This is a genomic window from Pseudomonas sp. O39 (assembly GCF_045447295.1).
GTDB lineage: Bacteria > Pseudomonadota > Gammaproteobacteria > Pseudomonadales > Pseudomonadaceae > Aquipseudomonas > Aquipseudomonas antarctica_A.
Genome location: NZ_JBJGXV010000001.1, coordinates 297,027 through 315,835 on the forward strand (window position 1 = coordinate 297,027; position 18,809 = coordinate 315,835).

Consider the following 18,809-nt stretch of genomic DNA (forward strand, 5'->3'; position numbering starts at 1 on the left):
GAACAATATATTGGAAAGAATCATTAGGCAGCTATATTCTTTTTTGCATTGCCAGTCCTGGCAGGCTTTCCCTCGCCGAGGTCCCCGTGAAATCTGCTGTCGCTCCCTTTGCTCAAGAAGTCCCGCCTACCGCCCTGGATGAGGTGGTGGCCCAGCTCAACGAGACGTTCATCGAAAAAGGCACGCCGATGTTCATGCGCACGGTGCTGGCGCTGTTCTCCGGCGGGTTTGCGACCTTTGCCCTGCTGTATTGCGTGCAGCCGATGATGCCGGCGCTGTCTCACGAGTTCTCCATCAATGCCGCGCAAAGCAGCCTGATTCTCTCTGTAGCAACGGCGATGCTCGCCTTGGGCTTGCTGATCACCGGCCCGATTTCCGACACTTTGGGGCGCAAACCGGTGATGGTCGCCGCGCTGTTCTGCGCGGCACTGGCCACCATTGCCAGCGGCTTGATGCCAACGTGGGAAGGGATTCTGCTGATGCGTGCGCTGGTGGGCCTGTCATTGAGCGGCCTGGCCGCCGTGGCGATGACCTACCTGAGCGAAGAGATCCACCCGCAACACATCGGCCTCGCGATGGGCTTGTATATCGGCGGCAACGCGATTGGCGGCATGAGTGGGCGCTTGATCATCGGCGTGTTGATCGACTTCGTCAGCTGGCACACTGCAATGCTGATCATCGGCGCCCTGGCGCTGATCGCGGCCACCGTGTTCTGGAAAATCCTCCCCGAATCACGCAACTTCCGCGCCAGCAGTCTCAAGCCGCGCAGCCTGGTCGACGGCTTCGTCATGCACTTCAAGGACGCGGGCCTGCCGTGGTTGTTCCTCGAAGCCTTCCTGCTGATGGGCGCGTTCGTGACGATGTTCAACTACATCGGCTATCGCCTGCTGGCCTCGCCCTATGAATTGAGCCAGGCCGTGGTTGGCCTGCTGTCGCTGGTGTATTTGTCGGGCATCTACAGCTCGGCAAAAATCGGCTCCCTGGCTGACCGCCTCGGCCGTCGCCGCGTGCTGTGGGGCACCATCGTGCTGATGCTCGCCGGCATGGCCCTGACCCTGTTCACCCCGCTGTGGCTGGTGGTGCCGGGCATGCTGATCTTCACCTTCGGCTTCTTCGGCGCCCACTCGGTGGCCAGCAGCTGGATCGGCCGGCGTGCAGTGAAAGCCAAGGGGCAGGCGTCGTCGCTGTACCTGTTCTGCTACTACGCAGGCTCGAGTATTGCCGGTACGGCGGGCGGGTTCTTCTGGCACTTTGCCGGGTGGAATGGGATTGGTGGCTTTATCGTGGCGCTGCTGATTGGCGCGCTGTTGGTGGCGCTGAAGCTGGCGAAGTTGCCGCCGCTGAGTACCGTGAAAGCCTGAGGCGATTTTGCCTTAAGTGGGAGCTGGCTTGCCTGCGATAGCATCACCTCGGTTTAACGGATGGACCGAGTTGTTCGCATCGCAGGCAAGCCAGCTCCCACCTTTGAGATGTACCGTCTATGAGATGACATCACACACACAAAAGCCCGGCATAAGCCGGGCTTTTTTATTGGGTGAGGATCACTCGTGGTACTGCGCCGACAGCTCATGCACCGCGCGCAGGAACGCGCCGGCGTGTTCCGGGTTCACTTCCGGCGTGATGCCATGGCCGAGGTTGAACACGTGCCCGCTGCCCTTGCCGTAGCTGGACAGGATGCGGCCGACTTCAGTGCGGATCGCTTCCGGCTTGGCGTACAGCACGGTGGGGTCCATGTTGCCTTGCAGCGCAACGCGGTTGCCCACGCGCTGACGGGCTTCGCCAATGTCGCAGGTCCAGTCCAGGCCCAGGGCATCGGCACCGGCGTCGGCGATGCTTTCCAGCCACAGGCCGCCACCTTTGGTGAACAGGATGACCGGCACTTTGCGGCCTTCGTGCTCGCGGATCAGGCCGCTGACGATCTTGCGCATGTAGGCCAGGGAGAACTCCTGGTACGCCGCCGCTGACAGGTTGCCGCCCCACGTGTCGAAGATCTGCACCGCTTGGGCCCCGGCCATGATCTGGCCGTTGAGGTAGCTGGTGACCGACTGCGCCAGCTTGTCGAGCAGCAGGTGCATGGCTTGCGGGTTGTCGTAGAGCATGGCCTTGGTCTTGCGGAAGTCTTTCGACGAGCCGCCTTCGACCATGTAGGTGGCCAGGGTCCATGGGCTGCCGGAGAAGCCGATCAGCGGCACGCGGCCGTTGAGCTCACGGCGGATGGTGCTGACAGCATCCATCACATAGCCGAGGTCTTTGTGCGGATCAGGGATCGGCAGGGCTTCGATATCGGCCAGGGTGCTGACGACTTTCTTGAAACGCGGGCCTTCGCCGGTTTCGAAGTACAGGCCTTGGCCCATGGCGTCAGGGATGGTGAGGATATCGGAGAAGAGGATGGCCGCATCCAGTTGTGGGTAGCGGTCCAGCGGCTGCATCGTGACTTCGCAAGCGAACTCCGGGTTCATGCACAGGCTCATGAAGTCGCCGGCGTGGGCGCGACTGGCGCGGTATTCCGGCAGGTAGCGACCGGCTTGACGCATCATCCATACGGGCGTGACGTCTACGGGTTGCTTGAGCAGGGCACGAAGGAAACGGTCGTTCTTGAGGGCAGTCATGTCGGCATCCGCAAAAAAAGTGCGGGCATTTTCTCAGAGCGCGACGCAAAAGGCACGGAGTGAGCCGTGCCTTTTGTCTATCGGGTCAATTTGTCGCAATGGCTGGCACTCCAAGCCTCAATGTGAAATGAGGTTTGTGTGGGAGCTGGCTTGCCTGCGATAGCATCACCTCGGTGCATCTGATACACCCAGTTGCCTGCATCGCAGGCAAGCCAGCTCCCACATTTGACTGCATTCCACCTTTGGATCGGAGTCAGACTTGCAGGTAGTCCAGGATCCCTTCAGCGGCATTGCGGCCTTCGAAGATCGCCGTCACCACCAGGTCAGACCCGCGCACCATATCGCCACCTGCGAAGATTTTCGGGTTGCTGGTCTGGTGTTTGTACTGACCTTGTTCCGGGGCTACAACGCGGCCCTGGCTGTCGGTCTGGATCTCGAACTGCTCGAACCACGGCGCCGGGCTCGGGCGAAAGCCGAAAGCGATGACCACGGCGTCGGCCGGGATGATCTCTTCGGAACCCGGGATCGGCTCGGGGCTGCGACGTCCACGGGCATCCGGCTCGCCGAGACGGGTCTCGACCACCTTCACGCCTTCGACGCGGTCTTCACCGACGATAGCGATCGGCTGGCGGTTGTAGAGGAATTTCACGCCTTCTTCCTTGGCGTTCTTCACCTCTTTACGCGAGCCCGGCATGTTGGCTTCGTCACGACGATACGCACAGGTCACCGACTTGGCGCCCTGGCGGATCGAGGTGCGGTTGCAGTCCATCGCGGTGTCGCCACCGCCCAGCACCACAACCTTCTTGCCTTTCATGTCGACGAAATCTTCCGGCGACTTTTCAAAGCCCAGGTTGCGATTGACGTTGGCGATCAGGAAATCCAAAGCATCGTAAACGCCCGGCAAGTCCTCACCAGCAAAGCCGCCCTTCATGTAGGTGTAGGTGCCCATGCCCATGAACACCGCATCGTATTCGGCGAGCAGCTGCTCCATGGTGATGTCTTTGCCAATCTCGGTGTTCAGGCGGAACTCGATACCCATGCCGGTGAATACTTCACGACGGTTGCTCAGTACGGTTTTTTCCAGCTTGAACTCGGGGATGCCGAAGGTCAGCAGGCCGCCGATTTCCGGGTTCTTGTCGAACACCACCGGGGTCACGCCGCCACGCACCAGCACGTCGGCACAGCCCAGGCCCGCCGGGCCTGCGCCGATGATCGCAACGCGTTTGCCGGTCGGCTTGACCTTGGACATGTCCGGGCGCCAGCCCATGGCGAACGCGGTGTCGGTGATGTACTTCTCCACCGAACCGATGGTCACCGCGCCGAAGCCGTCGTTAAGGGTGCAGGCACCCTCGCACAGGCGGTCTTGCGGGCACACCCGGCCGCAGACTTCCGGCAAGGTGTTGGTCTGGTGCGACAGCTCGGCGGCGGCGAGGATGTTGCCCTCGGCCACCAACTTGAGCCAGTTGGGAATGAAGTTGTGCACCGGGCACTTCCACTCGCAATACGGGTTACCGCACCCCAGGCAGCGGTGGGCCTGGTCGGCCGAGTGCTGGGGTTTGAAGGGTTCGTAGATTTCCACGAACTCTTTCTTGCGTTGACGCAACAGTTTCTTCTTCGGATCTTTGCGCCCGACATCGAGGAATTGGAAGTCGTTGCTGAGACGTTCGGCCATCTTTAAAACCTCGTACACGACAATTTCAAGCTACAAGCTTGAAGCTGCAAGAAATCAAATAAACCGGCACACCGCGCACTGCTCTTAGCTTGCGGCTTGAAGCTTGCGACTTGCCGCTGCGTCGTCATTGCGGGCTCGCAAGTGTGCTGGAGAGCAGAGATTTCAAACTCGCTGCCTTCGGTTTGACCAGCCAGAAACGACGCAGGTAATCATCGAGGTTTTCGGCGAGGTTGCGGCCCCATTCGCTGCCGGTCTCCTCGACGTACTCGTCCAGCACGTGCTGCAAGTGGTTCCGGTAGGACTCCATGGCTTCGCCGCTGATCCGCTGGATCTCGACCAACTCGTGGTTGACCTTGTCGACGAAGGTGTTGTCCTGGTCCAGCACGTAGGCGAAACCGCCGGTCATGCCCGAACCGAAGTTGTAACCGGTCTTGCCCAATACCGCGACAAAACCACCGGTCATGTACTCACAGCAGTGATCGCCCGTGCCTTCCACCACGGTGTGGGCACCGGAGTTACGCACGGCGAAACGCTCACCGGCAGTACCCGCGGCGAACAGCTTGCCGCCGGTAGCGCCGTACAAGCAGGTGTTGCCGATGATGGCACTGTCCTGGGTCTTGTAGATGCTGCCTTTAGGCGGAACGATCACCAGTTTGCCGCCGGTCATGCCCTTGCCCACGTAGTCGTTGGCGTCACCTTCCAGGTACATGTGCAGGCCACCGGCGTTCCACACGCCGAAGCTCTGGCCCGCAGTGCCGTTGAAACGGAAGGTGATCGGCGCCTTGGCCATGCCCTGGTTGCCGTGCTTGCGCGCGATTTCACCGGAGATGCGTGCGCCGATGGAACGGTCGCAGTTGCAGATATCCAGGGCGAAGTCGCCACCGCTGGCGTCGTTGATCGACGAGCTGGCCATTTCGACCATCTTCTCGGCCAGCAGGCCTTTGTCGAACGGCGGGTTGCGCTCCACCTGGCAGAATTGTGGCTTGTCTGCCGGGATATGGTCGCTGCCCAACAGCGGCGTCAGGTCCAGGTGCCGTTGCTTGGCGGTCTGGCCTTCGAGGATGTCGAGCAAATCAGTACGCCCGATCAGCTCTTCCAGCGAACGCACACCCAGCTTGGCCAGCCACTCGCGGGTTTCTTCGGCGACGTAGGTGAAGAAATTCACCACCATGTCGACGGTGCCGATGTAGTGGTCTTTGCGCAGCTTCTCGTTCTGGGTCGCGACGCCGGTGGCGCAGTTGTTCAGGTGGCAGATGCGCAGGTATTTGCAGCCCAGGGCGATCATTGGCGCAGTACCGAAGCCGAAGCTTTCGGCGCCGAGGATCGCGGCCTTGATCACGTCGAGGCCGGTTTTCAGGCCACCGTCGGTCTGCACCCGCACTTTGCCGCGCAGGTCGTTGCCGCGCAGGGTCTGGTGAGTTTCAGCCAGGCCCAGTTCCCACGGCGCGCCGGCATACTTGATGGAGGTCAGCGGCGATGCGCCGGTGCCGCCGTCGTAGCCGGAGATGGTGATCAGGTCGGCATAAGCCTTGGCCACACCGGCGGCGATAGTGCCGACGCCAGCTTCTGCGACCAGTTTCACCGAGACCAGGGCCTGCGGGTTGACTTGTTTCAAGTCGAAAATCAGCTGCGACAAGTCCTCGATGGAGTAGATGTCATGGTGCGGCGGCGGCGAAATCAGCGTCACACCTGGCACTGCATAACGCAGCTTGGCGATCAGGCCGTTGACCTTGCCGCCTGGCAGCTGGCCGCCCTCACCGGGCTTGGCGCCCTGGGCGACTTTGATCTGCAGCACTTCGGCGTTGACCAGGTATTCCGGGGTTACACCGAAACGGCCCGTCGCGACCTGCTTGATTTTCGAACTCTTGATGGTGCCGTAGCGCGCCGGGTCTTCACCGCCTTCGCCGGAGTTGGAACGCGCCCCCAGGCGGTTCATGGCTTCGGCCAGGGCTTCGTGGGCCTCAGGCGACAAGGCGCCCAGGGAAATACCGGCGGAGTCGAAACGCTTGAGGATCGATTCCAGTGGTTCGATTTCGCTGATTGCCAGCGGCGTGTCCAGGGTTTTCACCTTAAACATATCGCGGATCATCGACACCGGGCGGTTATCCACCAGCGCGGTGTATTGCTTGAACTTGGCGTAGTCGCCCTGCTGCACAGCGGCTTGCAGGGTGCTGACCACGTCGGGGTTGTACGCATGGTATTCGCCACCGTGGACGAACTTGAGCAGGCCGCCTTGCTGGATCGGCTTGCGCGCGCTCCAGGCTTCGGCCGCCAGGGCTTTCTGTTCGGCTTCGATGTCGACGAAACGCGCGCCCTTGATGCGACTCGGCACACCCCGGAAACTCAGGTCGCAGACTTCTTCGGACAAGCCGATGGCTTCGAACAATTGAGCGCCACGGTACGAGGTGACGGTAGAGATGCCCATCTTCGACAGGATCTTCAACAGGCCCTTGGTGATGCCCTTGCGGTAGTTTTTGAAGACCTCATAGAGGTCGCCCAGCACTTCACCGGTGCGAATCAGGTCGCCCAACACTTCGTACGCAAGGAACGGGTACACCGCCGAGGCGCCGAAACCGATCAGCACCGCAAAGTGATGCGGGTCGCGGGCAGTGGCGGTTTCGACGAGGATGTTGGAGTCGCAGCGCAGGCCTTTTTCGGTCAAGCGGTGGTGCACCGCGCCAGTGGCCAGCGAAGCGTGGATCGGCAGTTTGCCTGGCGCTATGTGGCGGTCGGTCAGCACGATCTGGGTACGACCGGCGCGCACAGCTTCTTCGGCCTGATCGGCGACGTTGCGCACAGCGGCTTCAAGGCCGAGGCTCTCGTCGTAGTTCAGGTCGATGATCTGGCGGTCGAAGCCTGGGCGCTCCAGGGTCATCAACGAGCGCCATTTGGCCGGGGAAACAACCGGCGAACTGAGAATCACGCGGGAAGCGTGCTCAGGCGATTCCTGGAAGATGTTGCGCTCGGCACCGAGGCACACTTCCAGCGACATCACGATGGCTTCGCGCAGCGGGTCGATCGGCGGGTTGGTCACCTGGGCGAACTGCTGGCGGAAATAGTCGTACGGCGTGCGCACGCGCTGGGACAGCACGGCCATTGGCGTGTCATCACCCATGGAGCCGACGGCCTCGTAGCCTTGCTCGCCGAGCGGACGCAGCACTTGGTCGCGCTCCTCGAACGTGACCTGGTACATCTTCATGTACTGCTTGAGCTGGTCGACGTCATAAAAAGCCGAACCGTGGTCGTTGTCTTCCATGGTCGCCTGGATGCGCAGGGCGTTCTTGCGCAGCCATTGCTTGTACGGGTGACGCGACTTCAAGCGGTTGTCGATGGCGTCGGTGTCGAGGATCTGCCCGGTTTCGGTATCCACGGCCAGGATCTGACCAGGGCCGACACGGCCTTTGGCGATGACATCTTCAGGCTTGTAGTCCCATACGCCGATTTCCGACGCGAGGGTGATGAAACCGTTGGTCGTGGTGACCCAACGCGCCGGGCGCAGCCCGTTACGGTCGAGCAGGCACACCGCGTAGCGGCCGTCGGTCATGACCACGCCGGCCGGGCCGTCCCACGGCTCCATGTGCATCGAGTTGTACTCGTAGAACGCACGCAGATCCGGGTCCATGGTTTCGACGTTCTGCCACGCTGGCGGAATGATCATGCGCACGCCACGGAACAGGTCGATGCCGCCGGTGACCATCAGCTCGAGCATGTTGTCCATGCTGGAAGAGTCGGAACCCACGCGGTTGACCAGCGGGCCGAGCTCTTCGAGGTCCATCAAGTCGTTGGCGAACTTGGTGCGACGGGCCACAGCCCAGTTGCGGTTGCCGGTGATGGTGTTGATCTCGCCGTTGTGGGCGAGGAAGCGGAATGGCTGAGCCAGCGGCCATTTCGGCAGGGTGTTGGTGGAGAAGCGCTGGTGGAACACGCAGATTGCGGTTTGCAGGCGCTCGTCGCTCAGGTCTGGATAGAAGGCGGTCAAATCCGCCGGCATCATCAGGCCTTTATAAATGATGGTCTTGTGCGAAAAGCTGCAGATGTAGTGGTCAGTATCGGCGGCGTTGGACACCGACGAGCGACGACGCGAGGTGAACAGCTTGATCGCCATGTCCTGATCGCTAAGGCCATCGCCGGCGATGAACACTTGCTCGATCTGAGGCAGGCGCTCCAGGGCCAGGCGGCCGAGCACACTGGTGTCGATCGGCACTTTGCGCCAGCCGACCAGCTGCAGGCCGGCAGCGACGATCTCGCGGTTCATGTTCTCGCGCGCGGCTTCGGCTTTGACCGGGTCCTGGTTGAAGAACACCATGCCCACGGCGTACTGCTTGGGCAGGTCGACAGCAAATTGTTCTTTTGCGACAGCGCGCAGGAACTGGTCGGGCTTTTGAATCAGCAAGCCGCAACCGTCACCGGTTTTGCCGTCGGCGTTGATCCCACCGCGGTGGGTCATGCAGGTCAGGGCCTCGATGGCCGTTTGCAAAAGGGTATGACTGGGCTCGCCCTGCATGTGGGCTATCAGGCCGAAACCGCAGTTATCCTTGAATTCATCGGGTTGGTACAGACCTGCTTTCATAGACACTTTCTCACCAGGCTGCCTCTGTTACCGAGGCAAATTTCTTTTCAATTCAACCCGTTACCTTCCACGCCGAACGTACGCCAGCTTTGCGGGGGCAAAAGGGAGGTCATTGTACACACCGACACGAACGCTCACAAATTTGGCGACGAAATGTCGCAAATCTATGTCGCATTTATGAAAGGTTTAAAGCGATATGCTGTGCTAGTCAAAACTTTTTTAATTCTGACCGCTACGACTCAAAAGCCACTGTGACGCAGACACCACAAAGCGCGCGGCCTTGAGGGCAGCACGCACTTGCGGATTTTTTTGAGGTGCCGGGAGAGGCGGCCTGGGTAAGGCCGCCGAATCTTCAGCGAGTTGTTGCGAGTTCTTGTTGAACGCTGGCAACAGTGCGAGGCCAAGGTTTACCAGCCTGAACCTTCGCTGGCAAGGCTTTGATAGCGGAATCAGCTGCTGCACGGCTTGGGAAGCTGCCGTAAGTGATCACGTAGAGAGGCTTGCCGTTGAGCACTTTCTTGAAATAACGGTACTCGCCGCCCTGCTCCTTCACGAAGGCCTGAGCATTGGCTTCGGAACTGGTGCCGAGGATCTGCACCACGAAGTGGCCGGCCGGCTGGCTGGTGTACCAGCTGCTACCGGCGGCGGCAGGGGCAGCTGCTTTGGCGACGGCGGCAGGTTTTTCCGCAGGTTTGGCGGCTGGCGCCGGTTTAGCCACTGGCGCAGGCGCGACAGGCTTGGCAACCGGAGCTGGCTTGGCAGTGGCGACGGCCGGGGCCGGGGTCGGCTTGGCCGCTGGAGTGGCTGCCGGGCCGGCAGGTACGCCCGCAGGCGGCGCGGTAGTGGTCACGGTTGGCGGCGTGGCGCTGGAGCCTTCCACCGGCACACCGTCGTCGCCTTCGGAGATACCACCGGCTGCTTCGGCGAGCGGGCCGCGCATCACCGGCTGACCCACCATCGGCAGGTTGGTCGGCTGGCCGGAGTTGGCGAATTCAACATTTGGCGTGGGTTTGCCCAGTGGCAACTGCGCCTGTTCGGTTGGCGCACCGGCGGTGGCGGGTGCCTTGCTGCGGCCCGGAATCAACCAGGCGGCGGCAACAGCGACCACGACAACGGCGGAAATAGCCAATACGTGCTTCTTAGGCATAGTAAACCCCATCTTTGGACGCTTAACCGCAGAGCGGCTTGCAATCATGGCTTCGATCAAGGCATCCCGGGCAACCTGGTTGATGGTGCCAGGCCAGCCGTCGGAGCTTTCGTGAATATCAGAGATCTGCGAAGCGGAGAAAAGTTCGATACCGGCCCCGGCGCCTTCGAGGCGTTGAGCCAGGTATTCGCGGGTTTCTTCCTCTTCGTACGGTTGCAATTCGATGACGTGAAACAGCTCCTGGTCGCCACTGATCTGCTCCAGATCGGCGATCAACGACGACTCGCCAAACAGGAATACGTGCGGGCGACCTTCGGGCGTGCCCGCGGCCAGCGCCAGCAGCGCTTCCAGGGCGGACTCATCGAGTTGTTCGGCGTCATCTACCAGCAAATACACTTCTTGCCCGGTGAGGCCCAGTTGCACCACTTGCTTGAGAATCGCGTTTGGCTCGGCATTGGAAACGTTCAGCGCCTGGGCCACCTGGCGCAGCACGCCAGCCGCATCACCGGCGCCACGGGCCGACACCACCACGCTCTGTACCGATTGCTTGTTGGTACTGGCAACCAGCGCCTGGCGCAGCAGGGTCTTGCCACTGCCCAACGGGCCGGTCACAACCAGCAGCAATTGGCTGTAGCGCGCCAGATGGTGCAACTGACCGAGCACCGGCTTGCGCTGGGCAGGGAAAAATTTGAAACCAGGCACCCGCGGAGCAAAAGGGTCATGGCTTAACTGGTAATGGCCGAGGAACGCCTCGTCGGCATGCAAACTAGTCATCGGGATCTTATTAACCTTTAAGCTGGGCCAGGGCGCGGTAATCCGCTCCCAGCGTGGCCTGTAAAATCTCTTTCGGATAATCGTCGGTCACTACCGCTTCGCCCATGTGGCGCAGCAACACCAGTCGCAGGCGACCGTCGATCACTTTCTTGTCTATTGCCATATGTTCGAGGAAATCCGCCTCGGTCATCTCCAACGGTGGAACGACCGGCAAGCCGGCGCGCTGGAACAGGCGTATACCCCGATCCCGCTCCTGAGCACTGATCCAGCCCAAGCGTTGCGACATCTCCAATGCCATCACTGTGCCAGCCGCGACGGCTTCCCCATGCAACCACACACCATAGCCCATGTGCGTTTCGATCGCATGGCCGAAGGTGTGACCCAGGTTCAAAGTGGCCCGCACACCGGACTCCCGTTCGTCGGCATTCACCACCAGCGCCTTGGCCGCGCAGGAGCGGGAAATCGCTTCGGTCAGCGCCACTTGGTCCAGCGCGCGCAGGGCATCCATATGTTCTTCGAGCCAGGTCAGGAACGGCTCGTCGCAGATCAGCCCGTACTTGATGACTTCCGCCAACCCCGCCGACAACTCGCGCGGCGGCAGGGTGTTGAGGGTCGCGGTGTCGATCAGCACCACGTTGGGCTGATAGAACGCGCCGACCATGTTCTTGCCCAGCGGGTGGTTGATGCCGGTCTTGCCGCCCACCGACGAATCGACCTGGGAAAGCAGGGTGGTCGGCACCTGGATAAAGTCCACGCCGCGCTGGTAACAGGCTGCCGCAAAACCGGCCATGTCGCCAATCACACCGCCGCCCAAGGCGACCACGGTGGTACGACGGTCATGGCGCGCAGTCAGCAGGCCATCAAAGATCAGTTGCAGGGTTTCCCAGTTCTTGTGGGCTTCGCCGTCAGGCAAGATCACTGAGATCACCGAATACGCCGCGAGGCTGCGGCTCAGACGCTCAAGATACAGCGGCGCGACCGTTTCGTTGGAGATGATCGCCACCTGCCGCCCGGCAATATGCGGAGCGAGCAATTCGGGCAGGTCCAACAAACCTTCGCCAATATGGATTGGGTAGCTGCGCTCGCCTAGATCGACCTTAAGTGTCTGCATGTGTCCCCGCGTGAAGATATATGTACGATCGGCAACGCTCAGATCTGACGTCGCCCGATGGCTCTACGCCACACCTGGAAGGGTAATGACGTGCCGCCGAGAATAGCGCATTTCGGATCTGCCTTTAACGGGGCGGCAACTGCTGCAAGCGCTCAAGAATGTCGAGAACGACCATTCGTGGCGGCCGCTCATCGGTTTCCACCACCAGATCGGCGATTTCCCGGTAAAGCGGATCGCGCAACGTCAGCAAATCCCGCAACGTTTTTGCCGGGTCGGCCGTGCGCAACAATGGGCGGTTGCGATCGCGAGCGGTGCGGCCCACCTGCTGCTCGACCGATGCATGCAGATAGACCACGCGACCACCGGCATGCAGTGCCCGGCGGTTTTCATCGCGCATGACGGCGCCGCCGCCGGTGGCCAATACCACGCCATCGCAGCCGCACAGTTCGGCAATCATTGCCTGCTCGCGGTCGCGAAAGCCCAGCTCGCCTTCCTTATCGAAGATCCATGGGATATTGGCACCCGTGCGCAATTCAATTTCCTTGTCGGAATCTTTGAACGGCAGGCGCAGCTCTTTGGCCAGCAAACGGCCGATGGTGCTTTTTCCAGCGCCCATCGGTCCTACAAGAATCAAATTTCGCACAGAATCAACGACTCACAGCAATCGCCTGGTTATTCATAATACGCGGAGTCAGGAATACCAGCAGCTCGGATTTTCTTTCCGCCAGCACATCGCGCCGGAAAAGGCGGCCAAGATACGGCACATCGCCCAAAAATGGCACTTTATCTACCACTTTGCTTTGGGTATTGGAGAAAACGCCACCGATGACGATGGTCTCGCCATCCTTGACCAGCACCTTGGCGTTGACTTCGTTTTTCTTGATCGGCGGTACGTCATTGAGCTTGTTCAGATAGTCGGGCTCGTCCTTGGTGACCTTGACCTCCATGACCACCCAGCCATCCGGGGTGATTTGCGGCGTCACCTCCAGCGACAGCGAGGCTTCCTTGAACGACACCGATGTAGCACCGCGCGAGGTAGATTCCTGATAGGGGATCTCGGTGCCCTTGAGGATGCGCGCGGTTTCCTTGTCGGAGGTGACCACCTTGGGCTGCGAGACGATTTCACCGTTGCCGGTTTTCTCCATGGCCGTCAGCTCAAGATCCAGCAACAGGTTGTCGGTGATATAGGCGATACCCAGGCCTGAAGTACCCGTGAGCGAACCCATGTCGACAAACGGCGAGCTGGGCGGGTTCTCCGGCGGTTCAGCACCCTCGGCCGAAGGTTTGTTGATACCGCCCGCCCCCCACTTGCCACGGTTCAGGCGCCCACCCCAGCGCACGCCAAGGCTTTTGTCGTAATCGACATTGGCTTCAACGATCCGCGCCTCGATCATCACCTGGCGCACCGGGACATCCAGTTGCGCCACGATCCGCCGCAGCTCTTCGAGCCGTTCGCCGGTCTGGTAGGCAATAATGTTATTGGTGCGCTCATCCACGGCTACCGAACCGCGCTCATCGGGGATGCCTTCAAGGCTGGTGACCGATTGGAACAATTTGGCCAGGTCCGCCGCCTTGGCGTAATTGACCTGCAACAGTTCCCGGCGCAAGGGCGCCAACTCGGCCATTTGCTTGCGCGACTCCAGGGTCAGCAGTTCGCGGGCGGCCAACTCTTCGGCCGGCGCCACCAGCAACACACCGGCCTTCACCCGCTTGTCCAACCCCTTGGCTTGCAACACCAGGTCCAGTGCCTGATCCCAGGGCACCTCCTTGAGCCGCAGGGTGATGGAGCCTTGCACATCGTCGCTGGCCACCAGATTAAGCCCGGCGACATCCGCAATCTGCTGCAATACAGCGCGCAAATCGATGTTCTGGAAGTTGAGGTTCAGCTTGTCACCGGAATAGCTGGTATTCACCGCCGAGCTGCCGGGAGGTGGCAGCTGGATCAGGTCCAGGCGATTGGGCACAGCAAATGCCATCGGTGCCGTGAACGCTATCCATAGCGCCACACCGAAGGACGAGAAAGTCCTTTTCATTGTTGGATTCCGTTATGAGTTGATAGTTAACACGAGGGTTCGGGAGCGCTCCAGCCATGCGCCCTGCTCATCCGGGAACAGCTCGGCCAGTTCAATGTGGCCTGCATGAATGGCCGTGACCCGGCCGTGGTTGGGCCCCAGGTAGTCGCCAACCGCCAGCCGGTGCACAGCCGATGCTGCGCGCAGCAGGACGAAGGTTTGCATGCCGCGGGACAAGGTGCCGACCATTTCGACTTGATCGAGGGCCAGACCTTCCAGCACTCCACGTTTACGGGCCAAGTCCGGCGCACGTGCCGGCAGGCCTGCCGCGTGATAGGCCTGCGAGGTGGGCGGCTGGAACGGATCACGCAGAGAGGTCGCATCGTAGACAAATCGCGCCACCGGCTCGACAACGCGCTCAGGCTTGCCGCCAGGCAACCTGCCGCGATAAGCCTTGGCCAGTAGCTCAAGGCGCAGTAACGGCCCATCAGACCGAAGCGCAACATCGTGCACCGTGACCATCTGCGACAGCCCACCCAAGGCACTCGCGAACATCGCCAGGTCGTGATAGGCGCCAAACACCCCAACCTGCACAGGCTCCTCGATGTAGAGCGGCAGAGACAGTTCGTCCAGGACCGTGACGCCCTCGACCACCACGCCGTTGGCCGCCGCCAGCCGAGCAATGGCTTCGAGTAGGCCAGGCATATCCGACTCGCCGGGCAATTGGCGTAAAAGCCCGCCAACCGCCTCCTGCATCACCTGCCCCTGACGGGCACGTTCCTCAAGACTGTCTGCCAAGCCAGCCTTTTGTGTGAGTTCCTGTTGCAGCGCCACTGCCTGCGTTTCCAACGTGTGCAGCCGCTCGCTTGCCGGGGCCAGCAGCCAACCATTGCCCACCACCCACACCAGACCTGCCAGCGCGCAGCCCAGCAGAACCTTGCCCGGCAGGGGCCATTTAGCAGCGTTGTAAGCGAGCGTGGAAAAGTCGAGCCTGGGCAGGCTCATGGCTGGACCTCGGTGGATTCCCCCTGGCGCACCATCAATTGAAAGGCATTGCCGCCACCTTGCGCCTCCGCACGCACATGTTGCAGGCGAGTGGCGTGAGCACCTTCAGACGCCTCCAGGCGGCGCATCAGTTGGGCGATATCCTGGCTGGATTCGGCACTGCCGCTGACACTCACGGTGTTGCCCTTGGCTACAACCTCGTGAAGATGCACCCCATCCGGCACCGCACGGGCCAACTGGTCCAATAGCTGGGCGCTGGCCGAGCGGGATTCGTGCAGGTCCTGCACGACCTTCATGCGCGCAGCCAGTTGCTGGCTTTGCTCCTGCAAGTCGTCGATGGTCTTGATGCGGGAGTCCTGAACGGCGACTTCTTTGGTCAGGTGATTGTTGCGCGTCACCTGACGGTCTATAGCCTGATCGATGACCTGGTCCGCCAGCCAAACCGCCGCGAGCGCCACACCGGCGAACGCCAGCAGAAATATCAGGAAGTATTTGCGCCGCCGCTCCGCCAGCGCCTGGCGCCAAGGCAAAAGATTGATTCGTGTCATCCAGCGAAACTCCTCAGGGCCAACCCGCAAGCAACTCCCATCCCATGGGCATCCACGGCCCACTGTGCGCCATCAACGCGATAGCCCGGCGTGAAGCTGGCGAAATCCTGACTGCAAGCGCGCTCCAATGCAAACCCTTCGACATCCACCACCCGTGCCGCCAACCCGGCCAGGGCCAAAACCGCTTTGCGGGCCTCGACCTGCTCCTTGAGGCAGGCTGCCAGCAACACCTCGACCCGCGCCGAGCCCTGGGGCGAAGGGCCACGGACCTGAAAATCAATGGCGACATCGTCCAACGGGTAAGGAATGTACTGGTCGGCCTCCATCTGGATCTTCCAGACCATTTCCTCGTCACTGAGCCCCGCGTCCATTTCAATCACCCGTGTGATGACCGATGGGCCCGAGACTGCCACAGCTGCCTGCCGGGCGGACGTATGCAACCGAGATAACGCCTGCTGCAACGTCCGCGCTATCGCCTCGAGGTCCAACAGCGTGCCATCGACTACGGCATTGGCAGGCAACCCCTGCGTAACATAAGACTGAACGCTGTAACTACCGACTGAATGGCCCAGCTCAATCAGCTTGATGCCTGTGTCATTGATGTCGACGCCCAGCAGGGTGCTGGCTTTTCGCCTGAAAAATCCCTTTCTCATAAAACTCCCCAAAACTTTGCCTGTCATACCGCCTGATTGCGGCCGGGTATCGTGCATTCGGTCGACTTGTTTAACGGGTACGAATGACGCCCCAAGCCGAAAATGCTTTAATGCCCAGCGTTTTTTCCCGCTTTTTATTTGCAGCTCGGGTCGATCCATCGTTTGCCATGCATGCCCCGACGCCTAACTCATTCTTTTCTCTGGAAATCCAAAAGCCTTGATTCGTCTGCTGAAGTTTTTCGGGTACTCCATTGTCGCGATCGTCTGCGGGCTGCTGCTCGTGCTCAGCGGTGCCTACCTCTACCTTAGTCCGGGTTTGCCTTCCGTAGAGGCGCTCAGAAGTATCCAGTTGCAGATTCCTTTGCGGGTTTACAGCAGCGATGAAAAACTGATCGCGGAGTTCGGCGAAATGCGCCGTACACCGATCCGTTTCGCCGACATTCCACCCAATTTCATCAACGCGCTGCTGTCGGCTGAAGACGATAATTTCGCCAATCACTACGGCGTCGACCCCAGCAGCCTGGTGCGTGCAGCCACACAGCTGGTAAAAAGCGGACACATTCAGTCCGGCGGCAGCACCATCACCATGCAGGTGGCGAAGAACTTCTTCCTCACCAGCGAGCGCAGCTTTTCGCGTAAAGCCACTGAAATCCTGCTGGCATTGCAGATCGAACGTCAGCTGACCAAGGACGAAATCCTTGAGCTGTACGTCAACAAGATCTACCTGGGCAACCGCGCCTACGGGATCGAAGCGGCGTCCCAGGTTTACTATGGCAAGTCGATTCGTGACGCCAGCCTGGCGCAGATGGCAATGATTGCAGGCCTGCCCAAGGCCCCGTCACGCTTTAACCCACTGGCCAACCCTGCGCGCAGCAAAGAGCGTCGCGACTGGATCCTGGGGCGCATGTACAAGCTGGGCAAGATCGACCAGGCCGCCTATGAAAGCGCCGTAGCCGAGCCGTTGAATGCCAGCTACCACGTGCCGACACCGGAAGTGAATGCACCGTACATCGCTGAAATGGCGCGCGCCGAAATGGTCGGTCGTTATGGCAGCGAGGCCTACACCGAAGGCTTCCGCGTGACCACGACCGTTCCGAGCAACCTGCAGGACATCGCCAACAACTCAGTCCATGACGGCCTCGTCACCTATGACCAGCGCCATGGCTATCGCGGCCCCGAATCACGCCTGCCCGGCAAAACCCTGAGCGCCTGGACCACCGAACTGAGCAAACAGCGCCCAATCAGCGGCCTGGAACCGGCCATCGTCACCCAAGTGACGAAAGATGGCGTGCAAGTACTGACCCGCACCGGTGAAGGCCATGTGTCGTGGGACAGCATGAAGTGGGCGCGCCCCTTCCTGAACACCAACAGCATGGGCCCGATGCCCAAGCAGCCGGCGGATGTCGCGCAGGTGGGTGACCTGATCCGCGTAAAACGCCAGAAAGACGACAGCCTGAAATTCAGCCAGGTCCCTGTGGCTCAAGGCGCCCTGGTGTCTCTTGACCCACAGAACGGTGCGATCCGCGCCCTGGTCGGTGGTTTTGCCTTCGAACAAAGCAACTACAACCGCGCCACCCAGGCCAAGCGCCAGCCGGGATCGAGTTTCAAGCCGTTCGTCTACAGCGCCGCACTGGACAATGGCTACACCGCTGCCAGCCTGGTCAACGACGCGCCGATCGTGTTTGTCGACGAGTACCTGGACAAGGTCTGGCGCCCGAAGAACGACACCAACACGTTCCTCGGCCCTATCCGTATTCGCGAGGCGCTGTACAAGTCGCGTAACCTGGTGTCGATCCGCCTGCTGCAGGCGATGGGCGTTGGCAAGACTATCGACTACATGACGCGCTTCGGCTTCAACAAGTCGGACCTGCCACCCAACCTGTCCCTGGCCCTCGGCACCGCGACCCTGACGCCGATGGAAATCGCCACAGGCTGGAGCACGTTTGCCAACGGCGGCTACAAGATCACGCCGTACCTGATCGACAAGATCGAGAGTCGCAATGGCGACACACTGTTCACCGCCAACCCGCCACGCGTGCCAGGTGATGTGGTCAACGGTGTTGCAGCACCCGATGGCATCGCCGCACCCAGCAACGGCGGCATCACCATTGAGCCAACACCCGGTGCAGCACCAGCCGCAAACGCCCCTGCGCCAACCGAGCCACAAACACCTGCGGTTGCTGAACGTGTCGTGGATGGCCGTACCACCTATATCCTCAACAGCATCCTGGAAGACGTCATCAAGAAGGGTACCGGCCGTCGCGCCCTGGCCTTGGGCCGTGCAGACATTGCAGGCAAGACCGGTACCACCAACGAATCCAAGGACGCCTGGTTCTCCGGCTACAACGCTGACTACGTGACCACCGTATGGACCGGCTACGACCAACCGGAAAGCCTCGGTCGTCGCGAGTTTGGCGGCACCGTCGCCCTGCCGATCTGGATGAGTTACATGGGCGCGGCCTTGAAAGACAAGCCGCTGCACACCCAGCCTGAGCCGGAAGGCATTCTCAGCCTGCGGATTGATCCGGTGAGTGGCCGTGCGGCTTCGCCAAGCACGCCAAATGCGTACTTCGAGTTGTTCAAGAGTGAAGACACGCCACCGTCGGTCAACGAGCTGGGTAACGGCACCGCACCGGGCAGCCCGCTGCCGGCGGATGAGGCGGCGCCGATCGATCTCTTCTAACTCGGTCTGCGCCTGAACGCAGATC

Annotated in this window: 12 protein-coding genes; 2 read left to right on the forward strand and 10 right to left on the reverse strand. The window is 60.9% G+C overall.

The genetic code is table 11. From position 1 onward, the window contains the following. Positions 1–134 precede the first annotated feature (134 nt). Positions 135–1,361 (forward strand): MFS transporter, encoded by a 1,227-nt coding sequence (locus ACI77D_RS01275; protein WP_259746777.1) that lies wholly within the window; start codon positions 135–137, stop codon positions 1,359–1,361. Positions 1,362–1,541: 180 nt separating this feature from the next. Here the strand turns inward: ACI77D_RS01275 and hemE are convergent, their stop codons facing one another. From hemE to pilM, 10 genes are all read right to left on the reverse strand, one after another. Next, positions 1,542–2,609 carry a uroporphyrinogen decarboxylase gene (gene hemE / locus ACI77D_RS01280; RefSeq protein WP_407015914.1) on the reverse strand — a complete coding sequence of 356 codons (1,068 nt, stop codon included), beginning with the start codon at positions 2,607–2,609 and terminating at the stop codon, positions 1,542–1,544. A 253-nt stretch (positions 2,610–2,862) separates the two neighbouring features. Continuing rightward, positions 2,863–4,281: an FAD-dependent oxidoreductase gene (locus ACI77D_RS01285; protein ID WP_064450312.1), complete on the reverse strand. Its 1,419-nt coding sequence runs from the start codon at positions 4,279–4,281 to the stop codon at positions 2,863–2,865. A 124-nt stretch (positions 4,282–4,405) separates the two neighbouring features. After that, a complete protein-coding gene (gene gltB, locus ACI77D_RS01290; protein ID WP_064450311.1) occupies positions 4,406–8,851 on the reverse strand; it encodes a glutamate synthase large subunit in 4,446 nt (1,481 codons plus the stop codon). Between the two features lie 352 nt (positions 8,852–9,203). Next, a complete protein-coding gene (locus ACI77D_RS01295) occupies positions 9,204–10,772 on the reverse strand; it encodes an AAA family ATPase (protein ID WP_259763164.1) in 1,569 nt (522 codons plus the stop codon). 10 nt (positions 10,773–10,782) lie between these two features. Then, positions 10,783–11,883, reverse strand: coding sequence for a 3-dehydroquinate synthase (gene aroB / locus ACI77D_RS01300; RefSeq protein ID WP_053253955.1), 1,101 nt, complete (start codon positions 11,881–11,883; stop codon positions 10,783–10,785). 124 nt (positions 11,884–12,007) lie between these two features. Continuing rightward, the gene (aroK, locus tag ACI77D_RS01305) at positions 12,008–12,526 is read right to left on the reverse strand and encodes a shikimate kinase AroK (protein ID WP_017138567.1); all 519 of its coding nucleotides are present in this window, start codon (positions 12,524–12,526) and stop codon (positions 12,008–12,010) included. A 4-nt stretch (positions 12,527–12,530) separates the two neighbouring features. Then, entirely contained in the window at positions 12,531–13,859 is a 1,329-nt protein-coding gene (locus ACI77D_RS01310; RefSeq protein ID WP_064450308.1) for a type IV pilus secretin PilQ, read from the reverse strand. Between the two features lie 69 nt (positions 13,860–13,928). After that, positions 13,929–14,900, reverse strand: a complete 972-nt coding sequence (locus tag ACI77D_RS01315; protein WP_407015915.1) for a pilus assembly protein PilP — start codon at positions 14,898–14,900, stop codon at positions 13,929–13,931. Continuing rightward, a complete protein-coding gene (locus tag ACI77D_RS01320) occupies positions 14,897–15,448 on the reverse strand; it encodes a PilN domain-containing protein (protein ID WP_407015916.1) in 552 nt (183 codons plus the stop codon). Before ACI77D_RS01320 ends, ACI77D_RS01315 begins: the two co-directional genes overlap by 4 nt. After that, positions 15,445–16,101, reverse strand: coding sequence for a type IV pilus assembly protein PilM (pilM, locus tag ACI77D_RS01325; protein WP_407015983.1), 657 nt, complete (start codon positions 16,099–16,101; stop codon positions 15,445–15,447). Before pilM ends, ACI77D_RS01320 begins: the two co-directional genes overlap by 4 nt. 220 nt (positions 16,102–16,321) lie before the next feature. Here pilM and ACI77D_RS01330 point away from each other — a divergent pair, with 220 nt between their 5' ends. Continuing rightward, positions 16,322–18,784: a penicillin-binding protein 1A gene (locus ACI77D_RS01330; RefSeq protein ID WP_407015984.1), complete on the forward strand. Its 2,463-nt coding sequence runs from the start codon at positions 16,322–16,324 to the stop codon at positions 18,782–18,784. Positions 18,785–18,809 lie beyond the last annotated feature (25 nt).